Source organism: Rhizobium sp. NZLR1 (genome assembly GCF_017357385.1).
Lineage (GTDB): Bacteria > Pseudomonadota > Alphaproteobacteria > Rhizobiales > Rhizobiaceae > Rhizobium.
The window spans coordinates 2,730,847-2,749,613 of record NZ_CP071632.1 but is presented as its reverse complement, the minus strand read 5'-3'; the positions used below and the strand labels follow the sequence as shown (position 1 = coordinate 2,749,613).

Sequence of the window (18,767 nt, the reverse complement as noted above, 5' to 3'; positions counted from 1 at the left end):
AGAGCCCGACGCGCCTTGTGCGAGGCGACGGATCGCTCGGCTCTACGGCGATAGACCATCGTTCTTGAAGAGGGAGGCTTCGATGCCGTCGAGTTTCAATGTCGAAAGTGCGGATGGTTATGAGCGGCTGATGGGGCGCTGGAGCAAGAGGCTGGCGCCGCTGCTGATCGATTTCGCCGGATTGGCGGATGGGGATCGAGTGCTCGATGTCGGCTGCGGCACCGGCAGTCTGGCTTTTACGCTGGCGGAAAGACCAGGCTTGAAGGAGATCGCCGCCATCGATTATTCGCCGGTTTTCGTCGAGGCGGCGACGCGGCGCAATACCGATCCGCGGATCGCGATCCGACAGGCAGATGCCTGCGCGCTGCCGTTCGAGGATAACCGCTTCGACCGGGCGATGTCGCTGCTCGTGCTGCATTTCGTGCCGGAGGCGGGAAAGGCGGTGTCCGAAATGCGCCGTGTCGTTCGCCCGGGCGGCATGGTCGCCGCCGCCGTCTGGGACCACTATGGCGGGATGTCCGGCATGCGGATGATGTGGGACACTGTTGTCATGCTCGATGAGCAGGCGTTGCCGCTGCGCCGCCGATATTGTTTTCAGCCGATGATGCGACCGGGAGAAATGAAGGAAAGTTTCGTCAGCCAGGGCCTTGTCGACGTCGAGGAGACATCGCTGCTGATCCGGATGGAATACCTCTCCTTCGACGATTACTGGGAACCGATTGCCGCCGGTGAGGGGCCGCTCGGCAAGTATGTCGCTGGGCTGGATCCGGCGAAGCGAACGGCTGTGGATGGCGCGGTCAGGGCGGCATATGAGGCCGGCGAGCCCGACGGGCCGCGGTCCTTCGCGTCGGTGGCGTGGGCGTGTCGGGGCAGGGTGCCGGATGGCGGTTAGGTGTCGGTTGTGACGGCTGCCGAGATAGCGAGCATGCGTGGGCGCCCCAGAGAGCCTCATCCTGAGGTGCCCCGCAGGGCCTCGAAGGACGAGGCGGGCGTGCCGGCACCGAATGAAAGCAAGAAGTAATGTTGGCGTGTGCTTCGAGGCTCCGCCCTCTCGGGCTGCGCGCCTCAGCATGAGGGGCGTCGGGGATGCCGCGGCCCCCAGAGCCGTGGTGCAATACCCCGATCACCGATCCACATCGTCGCGCCGGCGTGAGACGATTGGTCTGAGCCTTGGGGCTTGCCGTCGAATGGTGGCGTGCTAGGTAAGGCCTGCCGGTATCTGGCCGGATTACCTATGCCCGCTCCACAGCCCCGAGTTATTCCATGTCGTTTTCTCCCGCCGCCCTCTGGCCCGTCGTCATGCTGTTTGCGTCCAACATCTTCATGACCTTTGCCTGGTACGGGCATCTCAAGCACAAGGGCAGTGCCATCTTCCTTGCCATCCTGGTCAGCTGGGGAATCGCCTTTTTCGAATATTGCCTGGCGGTGCCGGCCAACCGTATCGGCTCGGCGGTCTATACGACGGCCCAGTTGAAGACGATGCAGGAGGTGATCACGCTGCTGGTCTTTGCCGGCTTCTCGATCTTTTGGCTCGGCGAGAACCTGACGTGGAATCATGCGATCGGCTTCGCGCTCATCGCGATCGGGGCATCCTTTATCTTCCGGGCATAAACTTTAATTTTTTCAACAGATTACAAATCGTCCATGTCCGGAAATCGCCACATTTCCTACAGATTGGCGTCGCAATCGGCTGGCAGCTTGTCACTACCACGTGATCAGGAGTTGACCGGCCATGAGCCTCTCTTTCCCGACGATGGCGGCGATCCGGTTCGGCTATGGTTTCCGTCCGGGTGAGGCGCCGCCGCAAAGCAAGGACGACCTGATCGGTCAGCTCAGCAAGGGGGCGGCGGCAACGCCGGACTTTCCGCTTGGCGGACCCGAGACCCGCCACCGCGCGATCCTCAGCCTGCAGGAGCAACTGAAGCAGATCCGCCAGGACGCCAAGTCGGTGACCGACGATACGACGCAGCGCGAGATGCGGAAGGGCGTGCAGCGGCAAGCGCAGCAGCAGTTCCAGCACGATGTAAATCTGCGCCTGATGCAGGCGGTGCTGTCGCCGTACGGCTTCTACGAGCGGCTGGCGACCTTCTGGACCAATCATTTCTCCACCAGCGCCAATAAAAGCCTGCCGATGCGCCTTATCGTACCGCTCTACGAGGCCGAGGCGATCCGGCCGTTCATGTCGGGCGGGTTCGGTGATCTGCTGCGCAGCGCCACGGCCCATCCGGCCATGCTGATCTATCTCGACCAGGCGGATTCGCTCGGGCCGGATTCAGCCGGCGGCATCAAGCGCAACAAGGGACTGAATGAAAATCTGGGTCGCGAACTGCTGGAACTGCACACGCTCGGCGCCGGCAGCGGCTACAGCCAGGCAGATGTCACGGCGGCGGCCATGGTGCTGACGGGGCTCACCATCGACCGCAAGGAGATGGACATCGCCTTCCGGCCGAGTATCTCAGAGCCCGGCACGCATGAGGTGCTCGGCGTCAGCTATGGCGGGCGCAAGCGCTCACGCGACGACTATCTCGACATGCTCGACGATCTCGCCATCCACCCGAAGACGGCGGCGCATATCAGCCGCAAGCTTGCAGTGCACTTTATCTCCGACCAGCCCGACGAGGGGATGGTGTCCGACATGGCCATGGCCTGGAAGAAGACGGATGGTGATCTCACAGCCGTCTACACCGCCATGCTCGACCATCCTGCCGCCTGGCGTGACGAAGGCGCCAAGGCGCGCCAGCCTTTCGATTATGTCATTGCGGGTCTGAGGGCGCTGAATGCGGGGCCGGTCAACGGCGTCGTCGGCAGTTTCCTGGCGGCAAACCAGCAAGGCACCGATGAGGGCGACATGGCGGCGAATACGCCTGGAATGGCAGGGTCGCCTGTAGCGACGGGTCCTGCCGGCGAGGCGAGGGACACGCGGCTCAAGGCCTTCCGGACGGCGCGGGCGTTGGGGCAGGGGGCGCTGAAGCGCATGGGCCAGCCGACCTGGCTGCCGCCGAGCCCGGCCGGCTTCGAGGAAGGCTTCTCCACCTGGATTACCGGCAGCCAGCTTGCCGAGCGGTTGGCCTGGGCAAGGCGGGCTTCTGCACAGTTCGGGCGCGACGAGGATCCGCGCGAATTTCTGAAATCGACGCTTGCCGATGCGGCGCGCGATGAGACGATCCGCGTCGTGTCGCAGGCGCCGAACAAGATCAGCGGACTGACGCTGGTGCTGGCATCGCCCGAATTCAACCGCCGATAGGAGGCTCGTCATGACGCTGTCCATGAACCGGATCTCGCTTTCCCGCCGTGGCTTTCTGACGTCGGCCTGCTGTCTGGCCGCTGCCCCCGTCTTCACGCCGGTCACCTTTGCGGCGATGCCGGGAGACAATCGTTTCGTCACCATCGTATTGCGCGGCGCGATGGACGGGCTGGACCTAGTGCAGCCCTATGGCGATGCCGGTTTTGCCGCGCTCCGGCCGACGCTGGCGCTGACGCCAGATACAGGGCTTCTCGATCTCGACGGGCATTTCGGCCTCAATCCCGCCGCTGCCGACCTGATGCCGCTGTGGAAGAGCCGGGAGCTTGCCTTCGTGCACGCGGTGTCGACGCCCTATCGCGACCAGCGCAGCCATTTCGATGGGCAGGACATGCTGGAATCCGGCGGCGAACATGTCGCCGAGGAAAAGACTGGCTGGCTGAACCGAGCGCTCGCCGCCATTCCGCGCTCGGATGCGCGCAAGGCGATCGACGTCAACCCCTCGACGGAGCTTATTCTCTCCGGCCCGAACGACGTCGACGTCTGGGCGTCGGATTCCAATCTGGCGCCGGCACGCGACGAGATGCAATTCCTGATGCGGCTTTATGCCGGCGATCCGCCGTTTGCTGCTGCACTTGCCGAGGCAACGCGGGCCGACACCGCCTCGATGATGGTCGAGCCGGATGGCCAGCGCGGCGAAAAGACCGCCGATGTGGCAGCGCTTGCGGCCAACATGCTGAAGGGCGACTACCGCATCGCCAGCTTCTCGATCACAGGCTGGGACACGCATATCGGCCAGGCCGGCCAGTTCAAGCGGCCGGTGCGGGATCTGGCGCAGGCGATCAACACGCTGAAGACGACGCTTGGGGCCGAGATCTGGGCAAAGACGGTGGTGCTCGCCATGACCGAATTCGGCCGCACCGCCCGCCAGAACGGCTCCGCCGGCACCGACCACGGCACCGGCGGCTGCGCCCTGCTTGCCGGCGGCGCCATCAACGGCGGCCGCATCCTCGGTCGCTGGCCGGGCATCGGCGACGGTCAGCTGCTCGACGACCGCGACCTGATGCCGACCGCCGACGTGCGCGAACTCGCCGCGGCGATGTTGTATCGGCAGTTCGATGTCGGCGTGGATGATCTGACGGGGAAGATCTTTCCCGGGTTGGGGTTTGACAAGGGGTCGCAGTTTTTGCGTGGGTGAGGAGAAATCCCGCTCTCCCCGTCATTCGCTTGTACCCAAGAAGTTCAGTGCTCGGAGCGTAGGCGAAGAGCAAGGATGCCGGCCCGCCCTCTCCAGCCTTATCCTGAGGTGCGTAGCCCACAGGGCGAAGCCTCGAAGGACGGGGCTGGCCACCGGCCTCGGCAAATGGACGCTGCTCGACGGCGTCAACCGCCGCCCTGGTCTTCGAGGCCCCTAACGGGGCACCGGCTGATCGTTGCTGGTGCCGCCTGCGAGCTGATAACCATGCCCATCACCACCTTGATGTGAAGGAAGACCTCCGGCGAGCCGACCATTTCCATGCTCTCGACCCCTGGTCCGTCACGCCTCGGGAACTTGTTTCGGTTTGCCGTCTTCGTCGAGCGCCACCATGATGAAGGTGCCGGCTGTGACCTTTTCCATCTTGGCGTAACGTGCACGGTTCGCCCAGGCTTCAACGATCAGCGTGATCGAGGTGCGGCCGACGCGATCGATATCGGTATAGACCGACAGCGTGTCGCCGATCTTGACCGGCAGCTCGAAGGCCATTTCCTTGACGGCGGCGGTGACGACGCGGCCTCTGGCGCGCTCGGTGGCGCGGATGCCTGAGGCAAGGTCCATTTGCGCCATGACCCAGCCGCCGAAGATATCGCCGGCCGGATTTGCATCGCCGGGCATGGCAAGCGTCCTGAGCGTCAATTCGCCTCTCGGTTTGGCGGCATCGGTCATCAAGGGTCTCCATCTGGTGTGGGCCGTAGGCCGGCGATTCACTGGACGATAGCCTAGTGCAAAGGCTGTGGGCTGTAAAAGACGGCATGGCCCGGCGCTGCAGCTAAGCGCGGCGAAAAATATTGCAGCCGTTGCCTATCGAAATTCCATTCGATTTCAAACGGTTGACTTTAAGTGCTTCGGCCTTCCCTCACGGTATTTAATCATTCTCTAAATAAGCTTTACGCTCCAGTAATTCCGGCAATTCAAGATGGGTCTACATCATTTACGAGAATCGCCGGGAACCCCATGCGCAACGTCAAGATTTCCACCCGCCTTTACTGCCTCGTAGGCTTCACCCTTGCCGTGCTGGCGGCGACGATGGTGTTCTTTTTGAACTATTCCTATTCCGAACTGGAAGCGGAGCGGAAGGCGGGGCTGGCGCAGATGGATGCGACGGCGCTCGGCATATTCGACAAATATTACAGGATGGAGCAGGCGGGCACGATGACCCGCGAACAGGCGCAGGCGGCCGCCAAGGACGTGATCGGTGCGATGCGCTACGGCGCCGACGGTTATTTCTGGATCAACGACATGCATCCCACCATGGTGATGCACCCGATCAAGCCGGCGCTTAATGGCACTGATATCTCGCAGATGAAGGATCCGAACGGCAAATTCCTGTTCGTCGAATTCGTCAACAAGGTGAAGAAGGATGGCAAGGGTTTCGTCGACTATTACTGGCCGAAGCCGGGCGCCGATCAGCCGGTGCTGAAATATTCCTATGTCGCCGGTTTTGAGCCCTGGGGTTGGATCGTCGGCACCGGGGTCTATGCCGATGATCTTGCCGCGCTCTATCGTCAGAACGCGATCTGGGCGGCGGTGCTCTGCCTGCTCGGGGCCGCCGCCACGATTGCCATCGCTTACGCCATCGTGCGCAGCGTCACGGCGCCGATCGCCCGGCTAAAGGCGGCGATGAATGCGATCGCCGCCGAAGAGGCGTCAGTGGAAATCGCCGGCAGCGACCGGCGCGACGAGATCGGCCAGATGGCCAAGGCATTGCTGGTGCTGCGCGACTCCGTCGACGAACGCAGCGCGCTGCGCGGACGGGAAGATGAAAGGCAGCGGCAGATCGAGGATGAGCGACGCGGCAACGAGGCAAGCCTGCGCTCGGCCTCCGACCGGCAAAACCGGGCAATGCAGGCGCTCGGCGTTGGCCTGGAAAAGCTCGCAGGCGGCGATCTGACAGTTGCGATCGACGATATCGGCGAGGATTACGCCAAGCTTAGAAGCGATTTCAACACCGCCGTCGATGCGTTGAACGGCGTTATCCAGGCGATCGCCGAATCGAGCCGCGTGGTCAACGAGAGCGCCAACGACATCAGCGAAGCGACCGGCAATCTGTCGAAGCGCACCGAACAGCAGGCGGCAGCCCTCGAAGAGACGGCAGCGGCACTCGACGAGATCACCGCGACGGTCAAGACGGCATCCGAGCGGGCGAACGAGGCGCGCGAGATGGTGGCCGAGACCAAAGTCAGCGCCGGGCGCTCCGGCGACATCGTCCGCAATGCGGTGACGGCGATGGGCCGCATCGAGGAATCCTCGAGCCGCATCAACCAGATCATCTCCGTGATCGACGAGATCGCCTTCCAGACGAACCTTCTGGCGCTGAACGCCGGCGTCGAGGCCGCGCGCGCCGGCGAGGCGGGCCGTGGCTTTGCCGTCGTCGCCCAGGAGGTGCGCGAACTCGCGCAGCGTTCGGCCAATGCGGCCAAGGAGATCAAGACGCTGATCAGCCGGTCGGCGGCGGAAGTCGAGGGCGGAGTGGCGCTGGTGCGCTCGACGGGCGAGGCGCTGGTGGAGATCGAAGGGCTGGTCAACCGCGTCAACGACCACGTGGCATCGATTGCGACGGCAGCCCGCGAGCAGTCGACCGGGCTCAACGAGATCAACGGCTCCGTCAATCATATGGACCAGATGACGCAGCAGAACGCGGCAATGGTCGAGGAGACGACGGCGGCAAGCCGCACGCTTGCCGACGAGAGCACCCAGCTGAAGACGCTGCTTGCGAATTTCCGCCTGCGCGCGGAGCAGCGGGCCGAAGCGAGGTATACGCGGGCCGCGTGAGTAGAAGAGCGAAGCAACGCCTCGAAACAGCTTCAGATCGGAACGTCAGGAAAAGAGCCGCTACGACGGCTCTTTTTCGTTGTGGCGGCATCATCGCGGAATCGCGACGCAGCATGATCCGGAGTAGAGAGGATCGTGGACCGGCGGAATTCCAAGAAATTCAGGCTGATATACCCAGGCGATGTGCTTGGTAAAAGGCAGCAGATTCAATCCATAAGCGAATCTCGTTGCAATTTATCCTCCGTTATGCTTCATTCAGGTTGTAGTTGAGGGCAGGGCATTTCGACGATAGCGATTGCTGTCGTTGCGGAAGCCACCATAATTCTCCAATTTCGCAAACTATCCGGGACCACGGCCACGGCGGCCTTGGCATGGCCGTCGTGTGTCTCCCGAATTCGAGGATTCCAGTCCTCCGCATCCGATAACGCTGCCCCTCATCGCATCGCTGCCGCATTCCAGTTCAGTAACCGAGGGAGGCCGAAATGGCTCGCAGCAAGCATGGTTCGCCAGTAAGAGGCATGGATAGCGTCGCGCATTCGAGTGTTCGCGACCAGAGATTCGGGAGGATGTTTCGCAACCTGCCGGCCGCCGCGTTTACCGAGGATGCACTCACCGATCTTGCGAAAACGATGTTCCAGGGGGAGTTCGCCGAGAAGATCGAAGAGGGAAAACCCGTCGATGTCGCGCTTGACGAGCGGGAGCCCGAAGACGAGAACCCGGCAATTCCTGCCGGATTCACCTATTTCGGTCAGTTTCTCGATCATGACATCACATTCGATCCGGTCTCGTCGCTCGACCGCTTCAACGATCCGGATGCTCTGCAGGATTTCCGTACGCCACGCCTCGACCTGGACTCCGTCTATGGTTCGGGGCCGGCCGATCAGCCTTTCCTCTACGAGGACGATGAACTTCATCTGTTGCTCGGGGACGACAAGGATTTCGACAAGACTCGAAACAGCCGCCCCGATCTGCCGAGGAACGCGGCCGAAATCCGGCGCGCGCTGCTCGGCGACAAGCGCAACGACGAAAACGTGATCGTCTCGCAGCTCCACGCCACCTTCCTCCGGTTCCACAACAAGGTCGTCGATACGTCGCGCAGCCGCGATTTCGGGCTCTGTCAGCAGACGGTGCGCTGGCACTACCAGTGGATCGTCCTGCATGATTTCCTGCCCCGTATCATCGGCAAAGAGACCTACGAGCGCGTCATCGTCGGGAGAGGCGAAAAGCCGAATGTCCGCTTCTACAATCCACAGGGCCGCTACGCCTTCATCCCCGTCGAATTCTCGGTGGCGGCATACCGATACGGTCATACAATGGTGAGACCGAGCTATTCGCTGAACCGAACCGTCACGAGGCCCGACCCGATCGAGCAGCGGTTCAACGGGAAAAAGGCAAAGTTCAATCGCATTCCGATTTTCTCTCTGACTGACGTGATCCAGCACCCGCGGGCAAATTTGAACGGTTTTCGCGAGTTACCCGACTTCTGGGCGATCGACTGGGCCTTCTTCTTCGACGGGGTCGCGCCCGAAGGGGCGCCGCCGGCTGGCGCAGTCCTGCCGCAGCCCTCCTACAAGCTCGATACGACGTTGGTCGATCCGCTGACGAGCCTGCCCGATCACCAAAGGGAGCCGATCCATATCCGCAGGGCGCTCGCCGCCTTGAACCTGCTGCGCGGCTGGCGGCTCGGACTGCCTTCCGGCCAGGCGGTGGCGCGCCATATGGAAATGGAGGCGCTGTCGGATGAGCAGCTGTTCGACAGCGAGGATGCCGAGAGGAAGCGGGCGCGCGGCGCGTTGCTGAGCGATCAGTCCGGGATTTTCAAGGATAACGCGCCGTTGTGGTTCTACATCCTGCGCGAGGCGGAGATCTTTGGAAACAGCCAGCATCTCGGGCCGGTCGGCGGCACGATCATCGCCGAGGTCATCGCCGGCCTGATCCGCGAGGATCGGCATTCCTTCCTGGCGCAATGGCCGAAATGGCGGCCGACATTGCCGAGCGCAGGGGCGGGGCATTTCACCATGGCGGATCTGATCAATTTCACCAACAGGTAGCCGATGTCGAGCAAGGCTGCGGGAGTGGCCGGGGAGGACGCCGAGCAAAAGTTGCATCTATCGCCAATCTCAGGGCCGCGAAAGCGGCCTTTTTCATATTCGTCGCGTTCAGATTGTGCCGGTAAGTTTTCATTCACCGTTCTTAATTAAAATTGGAGTGAGTTTTTTCTGTCACTGCCCAGTCGGCCTGCGGAAGCGATAAGAGTATGGCGTTTGTTTCCTTTCCTCGGCGAGCCCTTTTGCCCCTGCTGCTCTCGGCGTCGCTGACCACCTGTTCGATCAGCGAGGGGCTTGTGCCGCCGGCCAATGTCGACAACGGCACCAGAGTGAGCTCGATCTCGCCGGCGGCGCGCATGGCGCCCTCGGTCCGCATGGCGCGTTCGGAGCGCCTTGCGCCCGCGGAAAGCCAGGCCTCCTATCCAGTTTCCAGTGCGCCTGCCGGCAATAGCCAGGGGTCCGTCGACTACCTCGATACGCCGAACCTTGCCGGCGCCGGCCATGCCGCGCCGGCGGCGCGCAGGGGCCGCCTGCCGATGATCGACAGCGACGAGGCGCTGGCGGCGGGCCAGTCGAGCAGCAATTGGGGCGGCACGCAGAACCTTGCGGTCCCGTCCGGCGGCGTCAATATGGATGACGAGCTTGGGGCAGAGCCGGTCGTCGGGTTGGCGCAGGAACAACAGCAGCAGATCGCCGAGGGAAATGCGACGGAGCCGGTCGTTGACGGAATCGGCACCGATAGCCCGAAGCAGGTGAACCAGCCGCTACGCCAGCCCGTACCGCGGGCGATGCCGCAGCCGGCGGCACAAGCGCAAATGAGCCGGGCGCCGGCCTGGAACGACGGCAGCCCTGTGGTGGCGCCGTCACGCGTTCCGGAAGAGGACGAAAGCGAAGAGGTCGCGATGCTGCGACCGAACAATCCGATGATGAGCGAACCGGCGGCACCCGTCGACCCCAGCGTCATGCCGACCTCCGAGCTTGCCTGCCGGCGCGAGCTGAAGCGTATGGGTGTGCTCTTCGACGAAAAGGCGCCGATTTCCAACGGGCCTGCCTGTCAGGTGCCCTATCCGGTGTCGCTGAAGGGGCTTTCCGGCAATATTGGCGTGCAGCCGGCGGTGACGCTGAACTGCCAGGTGACGCTCGCCTTCGCCAAATGGGTGAAGAACGAGTTGGCACCGTCCGCCCGCTACCGCTACTGGAGCGGCATCAAGACGATCCAGCCGCTCGGCGGCTATTCCTGCCGGCGCATGAACAACAGCCGGCAGAAATACAATCCGATGTCGGAACACGCTCGCGGCAACGCGATCGACGTCGGCAAGTTCGTGCTGAAGAACGGCCACGAGATCGACGTACGCAAAAAGGGTCTCTTTTCGCTGCGCGAAGGCCGGCTGCTGAAGGCGGTGCGCAGCGACAGTTGCCGCTATTTCAATACCGTGCTCGGCCCTGGCAGCAACCCCGAACACTGGAACCATTTCCATTTCGATCTGCGGTCCCGCAAGAGCAGCAAGGCCTATTGCGACTGATGCATTTCGCCTTGAACCGTGGCGCGCGGGTGCGGCTTTGTCGCGGCAAAAAAGCCCGCTGGCAGAAAATGGTTCATCCCTGCGGTCCGGCGCGCTATAGATCGGTCAAGCGGATTGCCGTTCGAGAGTTTGATCCATGAGCTATGATTTCCATGTCGGCCAGAAGGTCGTCTGTATTAACGATACCTTCAAGCATGTCAGCATCGACCAACTCATTCGCAAGGGCGAGATCTATACGATCCGCTGGGTCGGCGAATATACCCATTATATCGACGGCACGTTCATCGGGGTGAAGCTCGCGGAAATCAATCGCGGCAATGACGACGGGCCGGAAGGTTACGGCGCGGCCGACATGCCCTATCGCGCGACGCGTTTCCGGCCGCTGGTGAAGGACAAGATTTCATCGCTGCGCAAGCTTCTGGCCCCGACGCCCGATGCACCGGTGGAGCCGAAGGAAAAGATCAAGAAGAAAGAAAAGGTCTGAGCGCCGGTCTGCCTCGGCCGGTCGCGATGGAAGGCCGTGATCCGATCAGGCCGGCTTCCTGCTGAGGAACAGCCCGGTCTCCTTGCTGACATCGAGCGCGCTGCCGCCTTGCCGGAAGGCATCGGCGATGGCCTGGCGGAAGCGGCTGAGCTGAGGCTCGTCGGCGCCTTCGCCGGGCGGATAGGAGGTCAGCGCCAGAAAAGCATCCTCAGGCTCGGTGATCCGCATGCTTGCCGGATACTGCGACATTGCCATGTTTCCGAATTGCGACCGCATCACTTGCTCGGCGGCGTCATGCCCAAAGGCTTCGGCGGCCGGATCGGTCGGGGCGCTGCCGAAGACGGTCGTCAGGCGATAGACCTCGCACATGTTGCCGACGCCGTTGGGTTGAGCGGGCTCTTCTTGCTCTCCAAATAAATCGTATCCGATTAAATCGGAATAGTGTTGACATCGAATTCGGTTCGGCCTATTAACGCGTATCCGATCAAATCGGATGCGCGTAAAAATCAAACCGAAAGGATATGAATCATGACCGAGAAGCTTCTCTTTGCCGGCAAGACCCACATCACCGGCGGCCGCAACGGCTATGCGCGCAGTAGCGATGGCACGCTCGACATCAAACTGCCGCAGCCGCATCCGGCGGCCGAAAACCTGTTCGGCGCCGCCTGGTCGGCCTGCTATATCGGCGCCATCGAGCTCGCTGCCGCGCAGCGGAAGATCACGCTGCCGGCCGGTCCTGAAGTCGATGCCGAGATTACGCTCAACGGCGACAACGGCTCCTACTTCCTGCGTGCACGGCTCAATGTCAGCCTGGCAGACATCGATCGCGAGATCGCGCAGGAGCTGATCGAGGCAGCCCACGGCATCTGCCCCTATTCCAAGGCGGTCCACGGCAACATCGACGTCGAAACCAAGCTTGTCTGAACGGGAAGGGCCGGCCTCGCGCCGACATTCCAAGCGGGGGTCTGCCGATCGGCGGCAGACCCGTTTCTGAGCTGGCAGCAACCCTGCCGATCGGAGGACGTGCCATGATCAACAGCGATGCGCAGCTGCGCCGGGCCTATGACGAGTTTTCGCTTGTGCTCGATCCCGAGGTCTACGAGCCGCTGCCTGACGATTGGCTGATCGGCATCACCGACGTCGTCAGCTCGACTGAGGCGATCCGCTCCGGGCGCTATGAAGACGTCAATTATGCCGGCGCATCGATCATCGCCGCACTCGGCAATGCCTGGGGCTCGTTCGATTTCCCCTTCGTGTTTCGCGGAGACGGAGCGGCCTTCGCCTTGTCGGCGAATGGCATCATGGCCGCGACATCGGCCCTGCGTGATGTGGCGGGCTTTGCCAAATCCGATCTTCATCTCGACCTGCGTGTTGGGCTCGTCACTGTCGGCGAAATCCGCGCGAATGGACGTGATGTCAGGATCGCGCGCTATGCCGCTTCCGAGAGTGCGACCTATGCGATGTTTGCCGGAGGCGGGCTCAAATGGGCGGAGCGACAGATCAAGAATGGGTGCTATCTGGTGAAGCCCGGCCGTTATGCTATGAGGCCTAACCTGACCGGCCTGAGCTGCGACTGGGCGCCGTTCCCAAGCCAGCGGGGTGAGATCCTGTCGCTCTTGGTCGAGCCTCGTGACGATACCAGCCCAGAGGTCTTTGCGGCGCTGGCGAAGCGCGTGCTTGGGGTTTTCGACGCCGCGCCGCGCCGGTCTCATCCACTTCCCGGAAATATGGCTGTCCACAGGGACGGCGGAAAGCGGGTCGATGCTCCGCACTGGTCGGAGGTCGCCTCCAATTCGGATTTCCGCAAGTTCGACGACGGCCTGCGCCTGACGCTCGACTGCGCGCCGGAGCAGATCGACGGCGTCGAGGCCATGCTCATTGCGGCGCGGGCGCGCGGCGAGGTCGATTTCGGACTGCACCGCCAGTCGCATGCGCTGATGACCTGCCTCGTGCCATCCGGCCGCCCGGATTCGCACCTGCATTTCCTCGATGGAATGGACGGCGGTTATGCCAAGGCGGCCGAGATGATGGAGGAGGGCGCCCTTGCCGTGGCATCGCGTCAGCCTGAGAGGCCCATTCGCGGCGGTCGAGACATAGCCTGACAGGGTAATTGACCCCTCCATAGCCCCGGCGCATAGTCCGGGCAGACGCGAATGACCTACTGTTGCAACGAGGTCGGCCAGTCGATCCTCGTCCATTCCTGCAGATCGAACGGAGAGGAAAGCGTCATGTCACCGACATCCCTATCAATGCCCACCCGGCGCGAACTGCTGGCCGCCACCGCGGCAGCCGGGGCCATTAGCATGCTTGGCGGGACCGGGAGCGCCGAGGCGAGCGGCGAGACGATTACCTCCTTCAGCGTCAACTTCCCCGAGGAGGCGCTCGACGATCTGCGCCGGCGCGTCGCGGCGACCCGTTGGCCGGACAAGGAGACCGTTACGGATGATAGCCAGGGCGTACGGTGCGAGACGATCCAGAAGCTCGCGAACCATTGGGCGAGGGATTACGACTGGCGCAAGATGGAGGCCCGGCTCAATGCGCTGCCGCAGTTCGTCACCGAGATCGATGGGCTGGATATCCACTTCATCCACGTCCGCTCCAAGCATGAAAATGCGCTGCCTATCATCGTCACCCATGGGTGGCCTGGCTCGATCATCGAGCAACTGAAGATCATCGAGCCGCTCACCGACCCGACCGCGCATGGCGGCGGCGAAGCGGACGCGTTTCATGTGGTGATCCCATCACTGCCAGGCTATGGCTTCTCCGGCAAGCCAACTGCGCCGGGTTGGAATCCTCCTCGCATTGCTCGTGCCTGGGTGACGCTGATGCAGCGCCTCGGCTACACCAGGTTCGTGGCGCAGGGCGGCGATTGGGGGAATGCGGTCACGGAGCTGATGGCTTTGCAGGAACCGCCGGGATTGCTCGCCATCCACACGAACATGGCGGCCACGGTTCCGGCCGATATCGCCAAGGCGCTCGCCGCCGGCGGGCCGCCGCCCGCAGGCCTCTCGCCCGATGAAAAGCACGCCTGGGATCAGCTCGACGACTTCTACAAGAATGGGCTGGGCTACGCCATCGAGATGAACAACCGGCCGCAAACGCTCTACGGGATCGTCGATTCGCCGGTCGGTCTCGCGGCCTGGATGCTCGACCACGACATACGCAGCTACCAGATGATCGCCCGTGTTTTCGACGGAAAGCCTGAGGGGCTGACGAAGGATGATATCCTCGACAACGTCACGCTCTACTGGCTGACGAATACCGCAATCTCCTCTGCACGCCTCTACTGGGACAATGCGCATTTTCCATCGGGAGGCTTTTTCGACCCCAGGGGCATCAAGATTCCGGTTGCCGTGAGTGCCTTTCCCGACGAAATCTATGCGGCGCCGAAGAGCTGGTCGGAGAAGGCCTATCCGAAACTCATTCACTACAACAGGCTCGACAAAGGCGGCCACTTTGCCGCCTGGGAACAGCCTATGGCTATGGCGGCTGAGCTGAGGACGGCATTTGGATCGCTGCGCCAGTAAGGCAAAAAAGTGCATTGTGCCGAACCGGGTTCGCGCAACGCGCCTTCACTCTTTGCGGCTCTGCTGCGAGACGAGCTTTGCGAGGATTTCACCGAGCTGAGGCGGTGCCAGCTCGGTTTCGCAGTCTATCTCGGCGGCGGCAAACCATCTGAGCGCTGTGTGTTCATCACCGATAAGTCGCGGGGAGCCCTGCCATCGATCGACGTGATAGACGTGGAATGTGGCGGATGCTCCGGGCGGGCTTTCCGAAACGAACATTCCTGCCGATTGCCAGTGCTGCGGCGTCACGCCGATTTCTTCCCACAATTCCCGGCGCATCGCCGTCTCGGCGTCTTCGCCGCTCTCGACATGACCGCCCGGCAAGCTCCACCGATCCGCGTGCGTCTTGCGTTCGGAACTTCGCCTTGCGAGTAGAACGCTCGCATTCACAATCAATGCGCCGATTGCGATCTCGGGCATATCACCAGGTGCCGACATGTGTCGCGATCATGATTTTTCCGGTTTGACCTGTGCCCGTAGCAGGTTGTCGCGCAGCCGCGTCACCGATTTCTGTACGACGGGGAAATCATCGCCGAGGCCGACGGCGTCGATCAGGACGGAGCTGGGATCGGTTTCGAGAAGATCGCGTCCCGCCGGCGTCAGGCTCACCCGCACTTGCCGTTCGTCGGCGGGATCGCGATGGCGGGTGATAAAGCCGACTGACTCCAGCTTCTTGAGAATGGGCGTCAGCGTGTTGGATTCGAGAAACAGTTTTTCCCCCAGCGTGCTGACGGTCTGTTCGTCCTCCTCGGAAAGGGCGACCATGGCGATATACTGGGTATAGGTCAGGCCGATCGCGTCCAGGACCGGCTTGTAGGCGCGGCCGAAGGCGAGATTGGCTGAATAGACCGCAAAGCACAGGAAGTTCGAAAGCTTACGGCCGTCACCATCAGTCTTAGGGGAGTTTGATGCGGGCTGTTTTGCTTTAGATGCGGGCATGGGCCTATCCTGTTTCAATATTTATCAATTATATATATCGCATCCGATTAAATCGCAATGGTAAAGACGGTGTTTTATCCGGCCGTCGCCCCGATTTCCGGAGCGGCGGCCAGTGTCGAGCTCTTCGGCTTAAGCGAACTTTTCCGTCGCATCAGCCTTGCCGAACACCCAATAACCGGACGCTTTGATCCAGCCGAGCGGGTAGCTTCTTTCCGTCAGCAGATAGGCGCGGATATTGCGTGTCACCGAGGCTTCCGCCGCGACCCAGATGAAAGTTTCCGGCAGGATATCGACCGTGGCCAGCAGTTTCAGCAGGGCTGCGGCATCGGTTGCCTTGGAGAGAGGCCGGTGCGCCCAGTGGACGTGCAATTCGGCTGACGTGTCGAAGGTCTGCTCTTCCACCTGGCCGGTGACGGCTGCGACTGTGGTGATGATAGTTCCGGCGGGGCTCTCCTCGATCCGGCGGCCAATCGCCGGGAGCGCCGTTTCGTCGCCGATCAGCAGCCATCGTTTGACGTTCGCGGAAACCACGGCGGAGCCTCTTGGCCCGCCGATTTCGAGCCTGTCGCCGGGGCGGGCGCCGATCGCCCACCGCGTCACCGGGCCTGCCTCGTGCAAGGCGAAATCGATGGTCAATTTCCGCCCGGCATTATCATAGCGGCGCGGCGTGTAGTCACGGCGCTCTTCTCCGCCATCGGCGGCCGGTACGAAAATCTTGATGTGGTCGTCGGGCGCAAGGCTGATGAAATCGGCAAGATCGTCGCCGGTCAACGTGATGCGGCGCATGCCGGGGGTGATATCGACGACGCTTTCGGCCGTCAGCGTGCGCCGTGGCGTGTCGTGGCGCACCCGCTCGATGGCAGGGGCCGGCGACGTCTGGTCTTTGGGTTGATTGTTGTCCATGTGTCCTCAGGAGCTTTGAAACTCGATCCGCAGGACACAGTCGCGCAGATCGAAGCCGCAAAGCCGTTCGATCATACGCGTTGAGTGACGTTAACGCTTACGTGGCCGGGTGACCCGGCCATTGACGGGTTTGATGTAGCCGACGGTGGCGGCGCGTGCAACCGCATGGCGGCTGCGAAATCCGATGATTGCCGAAGTTTAACTTTTCGCAGCCAATTCGGTCGGGCAAAGTCGGCCATCAATCGCAAGGACGGAAGGGCGGGCCCGATGGACAGCAGGATCGAGGAAGTGCTCAGCATCTATCACGCGATGATCGAGACGGAGCACAACAGCCCGCGCGAGCTGCCTCCGGGCGGTCGCGATGGCGGACAGGACCAGCGGCTGCGCGCGGTCGGACCAGAGACCGGACAGTTCATCAATATCATCGCCAGGAGCCTCAGGGCGCCGACCATTCTCGAACTCGGCACCTCCTTCGGCTATTCAGGGATATGGCTGGCAGACGCCGCGCGTGCCTCCGGCGGCCGGCTGATCACCATGGAAATGCACGATTACAAGTCGGCTTATGCGCGCGACATGGCCGTCAAGGCGGGTCTTGCCGACCACGTCGAATTCAAGGTCGGGGACGCAGTCCAGATGATCGGCGCGCTTTCTCAGGGCATCGACTTCGTGCTTGTGGATCTCTGGAAGGATCTCTACCTTCCCTGCCTCGAGGCCTTCTATCCCAAACTCAATCCGGGCGCGATCATCGTCGCTGACAATATGCTGCGTCCGGGAGGCGACGATGTCGGACGCTACGGCGAAGCCATCCGCGCCAAGCCGGGCATATCAAGTGTGCTGCTGCCGGTCGGCAACGGGCTCGAGGTCAGCCATTTCGACTGAGGTTGAGGCGAGGTTGGTTTTAGCGATCAGGCCGGCTGCGTCGAATGCCGGGAGGCGGATGACCTCGCGCCTCAGATGAGCGATCCGACACGGTGTTATCGACTAACCGATTTTCACCGGGTCCGGATCCCCGATCTCGAACCCATGCTCTTGCCCCTTCGACAGTCTCAACATGTGAGGAAACCGGATCATGATGATGAACAGACGGACTTTCTCGGCCGCCCTCGTTGCCGGCGCCGCCGCCACTCTTCTCTCCAGCCGCGGCATGGCCGCGACATCGGCTCCGGTGAAGGCGCGCAATGTCGTGCTGGTGCATGGGCTGTTTGCCGACGGCTCGTGTTGGACCGAGGTGATCGCGCGCCTGCAGGCTGCCGGACTGAACGCCACGGCTGCACAGAACCCGCTGACGACGTTGCCCGACGCCGTCGCCGCCGTAAAGCGGGTGCTCGACCGGCAGGATGGCCCGACGGTTCTGGTCGGGCATTCGTTTTCCGGCATGATGGTCACCGAGGCTGGCGTTCATCCCAACGTTTCGGCGCTCGTCTATGTCGCTGCGCGGGCGCCGGATGCGGGTGAGGATTATACCGCGCTTGCGAAGACCTTCCCGACGCCGCCGGCTTCGGCCGGCATCGTCTTCGACGGCGACGAGGGACGCTTGAACGAAGCGGCCTTCCTTCGCGATTTCGCCGGGGACCTGCCGGAGGCGAGGGCGAAAGTACTTTATGCCGTGCAGCAGCCATTCCAGAAGGCGCTGCTGACCGGCAAGACTACGCAGGCCGCCTGGCGTTCGAAGCCGAGTTGGTATGCCGTCTCGACCGAAGACCGGACGATCAATCCCGATCTCGAACGTTTCATGGCCAAGCGCATGGGGGCAAAGACGGTCGAGGTGAAGGCCAGCCACCTCTCGCTGATTTCCCATCCCGACGAGATCACCCAGCTGATCCTGGAGGCGGCCGGGCAGTAATTTCCGACGCCGGGCGGTGGTGTCTATGGGACGGTTACTCTGTGCATAGCGGATGCACCGTCGTAGTGCACGTCACCCGCCCCCGCCCTTCGAGGCTCCGGCCTTTGGCCTGCGCATGAGCGCTGCTGGCGAGAGCGGGTGGGAAAGTAGCCGTCACATCGTCTTGCGCGACCGGTGCTTTCACGCGACA

General features: G+C 62.4%; 17 protein-coding genes and 1 pseudogene. 13 read left to right on the top strand and 5 right to left on the bottom strand.

Translation table 11 applies throughout. From position 1 onward, the window contains the following. Positions 1-82 precede the first annotated feature (82 nt). The 4 genes from J3O30_RS13730 to J3O30_RS13715 all read left to right on the top strand — a co-directional run bounded on the left by J3O30_RS13730 (position 83) and on the right by J3O30_RS13715 (position 4,439). The gene (locus J3O30_RS13730; RefSeq protein WP_207580860.1) at positions 83-892 is read left to right on the top strand and encodes a class I SAM-dependent methyltransferase; all 810 of its coding nucleotides are present in this window, start codon (positions 83-85) and stop codon (positions 890-892) included. Between the two features lie 371 nt (positions 893-1,263). Then, positions 1,264-1,611, top strand: coding sequence for a DMT family protein (locus tag J3O30_RS13725; protein ID WP_164012071.1), 348 nt, complete (start codon positions 1,264-1,266; stop codon positions 1,609-1,611). Between the two features lie 121 nt (positions 1,612-1,732). After that, complete coding sequence (locus J3O30_RS13720) at positions 1,733-3,244, top strand: DUF1800 domain-containing protein (protein WP_207580859.1); 1,512 nt, start codon at positions 1,733-1,735, stop codon at positions 3,242-3,244. Positions 3,245-3,254: 10 nt separating this feature from the next. Next, complete coding sequence (locus J3O30_RS13715; protein ID WP_207580858.1) at positions 3,255-4,439, top strand: DUF1501 domain-containing protein; 1,185 nt, start codon at positions 3,255-3,257, stop codon at positions 4,437-4,439. Positions 4,440-4,778: 339 nt separating this feature from the next. Here J3O30_RS13715 and J3O30_RS13710 read toward each other — a convergent pair whose 3' ends face one another. After that, entirely contained in the window at positions 4,779-5,165 is a 387-nt protein-coding gene (locus J3O30_RS13710; protein ID WP_207580857.1) for an acyl-CoA thioesterase, read from the bottom strand. A gap of 288 nt (positions 5,166-5,453) precedes the next feature. Here J3O30_RS13710 and J3O30_RS13705 point away from each other — a divergent pair, with 288 nt between their 5' ends. From J3O30_RS13705 to J3O30_RS13690, 4 genes are all read left to right on the top strand, one after another. Then, complete coding sequence (locus J3O30_RS13705) at positions 5,454-7,271, top strand: methyl-accepting chemotaxis protein (protein ID WP_207580856.1); 1,818 nt, start codon at positions 5,454-5,456, stop codon at positions 7,269-7,271. A 482-nt stretch (positions 7,272-7,753) separates the two neighbouring features. Next, complete coding sequence (locus J3O30_RS13700; RefSeq protein WP_246762670.1) at positions 7,754-9,322, top strand: heme peroxidase family protein; 1,569 nt, start codon at positions 7,754-7,756, stop codon at positions 9,320-9,322. 206 nt (positions 9,323-9,528) lie between these two features. Beyond that, a complete protein-coding gene (locus J3O30_RS13695; RefSeq protein WP_207580855.1) occupies positions 9,529-10,842 on the top strand; it encodes an extensin family protein in 1,314 nt (437 codons plus the stop codon). Positions 10,843-10,978: 136 nt separating this feature from the next. Further along, positions 10,979-11,326: a CAP-Gly domain protein gene (locus J3O30_RS13690; protein WP_207580854.1), complete on the top strand. Its 348-nt coding sequence runs from the start codon at positions 10,979-10,981 to the stop codon at positions 11,324-11,326. A 45-nt stretch (positions 11,327-11,371) separates the two neighbouring features. Here the strand turns inward: J3O30_RS13690 and J3O30_RS13685 are convergent. Further along, positions 11,372-11,710 (bottom strand): annotated as a pseudogene (locus J3O30_RS13685) (SAM-dependent methyltransferase); the annotation flags it as partial. A 144-nt stretch (positions 11,711-11,854) separates the two neighbouring features. On the opposite strand from J3O30_RS13685, the gene J3O30_RS13680 reads away from it, so the two are divergent. The 3 genes from J3O30_RS13680 to J3O30_RS13670 all read left to right on the top strand — a co-directional run bounded on the left by J3O30_RS13680 (position 11,855) and on the right by J3O30_RS13670 (position 14,853). Continuing rightward, positions 11,855-12,250 (top strand): Ohr family peroxiredoxin, encoded by a 396-nt coding sequence (locus J3O30_RS13680; protein WP_164012059.1) that lies wholly within the window; start codon positions 11,855-11,857, stop codon positions 12,248-12,250. Between the two features lie 104 nt (positions 12,251-12,354). Then, positions 12,355-13,428, top strand: coding sequence for a DUF3095 family protein (locus J3O30_RS13675; RefSeq protein WP_207580853.1), 1,074 nt, complete (start codon positions 12,355-12,357; stop codon positions 13,426-13,428). A gap of 126 nt (positions 13,429-13,554) precedes the next feature. After that, a complete protein-coding gene (locus tag J3O30_RS13670) occupies positions 13,555-14,853 on the top strand; it encodes an epoxide hydrolase (protein WP_207580852.1) in 1,299 nt (432 codons plus the stop codon). A 45-nt stretch (positions 14,854-14,898) separates the two neighbouring features. On the opposite strand, the gene J3O30_RS13665 is transcribed toward J3O30_RS13670, so the two are convergent. The 3 genes from J3O30_RS13665 to J3O30_RS13655 form a co-directional block, all read right to left on the bottom strand. After that, positions 14,899-15,312 (bottom strand): NUDIX domain-containing protein, encoded by a 414-nt coding sequence (locus J3O30_RS13665; RefSeq protein WP_207580851.1) that lies wholly within the window; start codon positions 15,310-15,312, stop codon positions 14,899-14,901. A 27-nt stretch (positions 15,313-15,339) separates the two neighbouring features. Beyond that, positions 15,340-15,831, bottom strand: a complete 492-nt coding sequence (locus J3O30_RS13660) for a MarR family transcriptional regulator (RefSeq protein WP_207580850.1) — start codon at positions 15,829-15,831, stop codon at positions 15,340-15,342. Positions 15,832-15,960: 129 nt separating this feature from the next. Further along, entirely contained in the window at positions 15,961-16,734 is a 774-nt protein-coding gene (locus J3O30_RS13655) for a siderophore-interacting protein (protein ID WP_207580849.1), read from the bottom strand. A gap of 267 nt (positions 16,735-17,001) precedes the next feature. Between J3O30_RS13655 and J3O30_RS13650 the strand changes: the two genes are divergently transcribed. After that, positions 17,002-17,613 carry a DUF1442 domain-containing protein gene (locus tag J3O30_RS13650; protein ID WP_207580848.1) on the top strand — a complete coding sequence of 204 codons (612 nt, stop codon included), beginning with the start codon at positions 17,002-17,004 and terminating at the stop codon, positions 17,611-17,613. Between the two features lie 190 nt (positions 17,614-17,803). Beyond that, entirely contained in the window at positions 17,804-18,577 is a 774-nt protein-coding gene (locus J3O30_RS13645; RefSeq protein ID WP_207580847.1) for an alpha/beta hydrolase, read from the top strand. Positions 18,578-18,767: the final 190 nt, after the last annotated feature.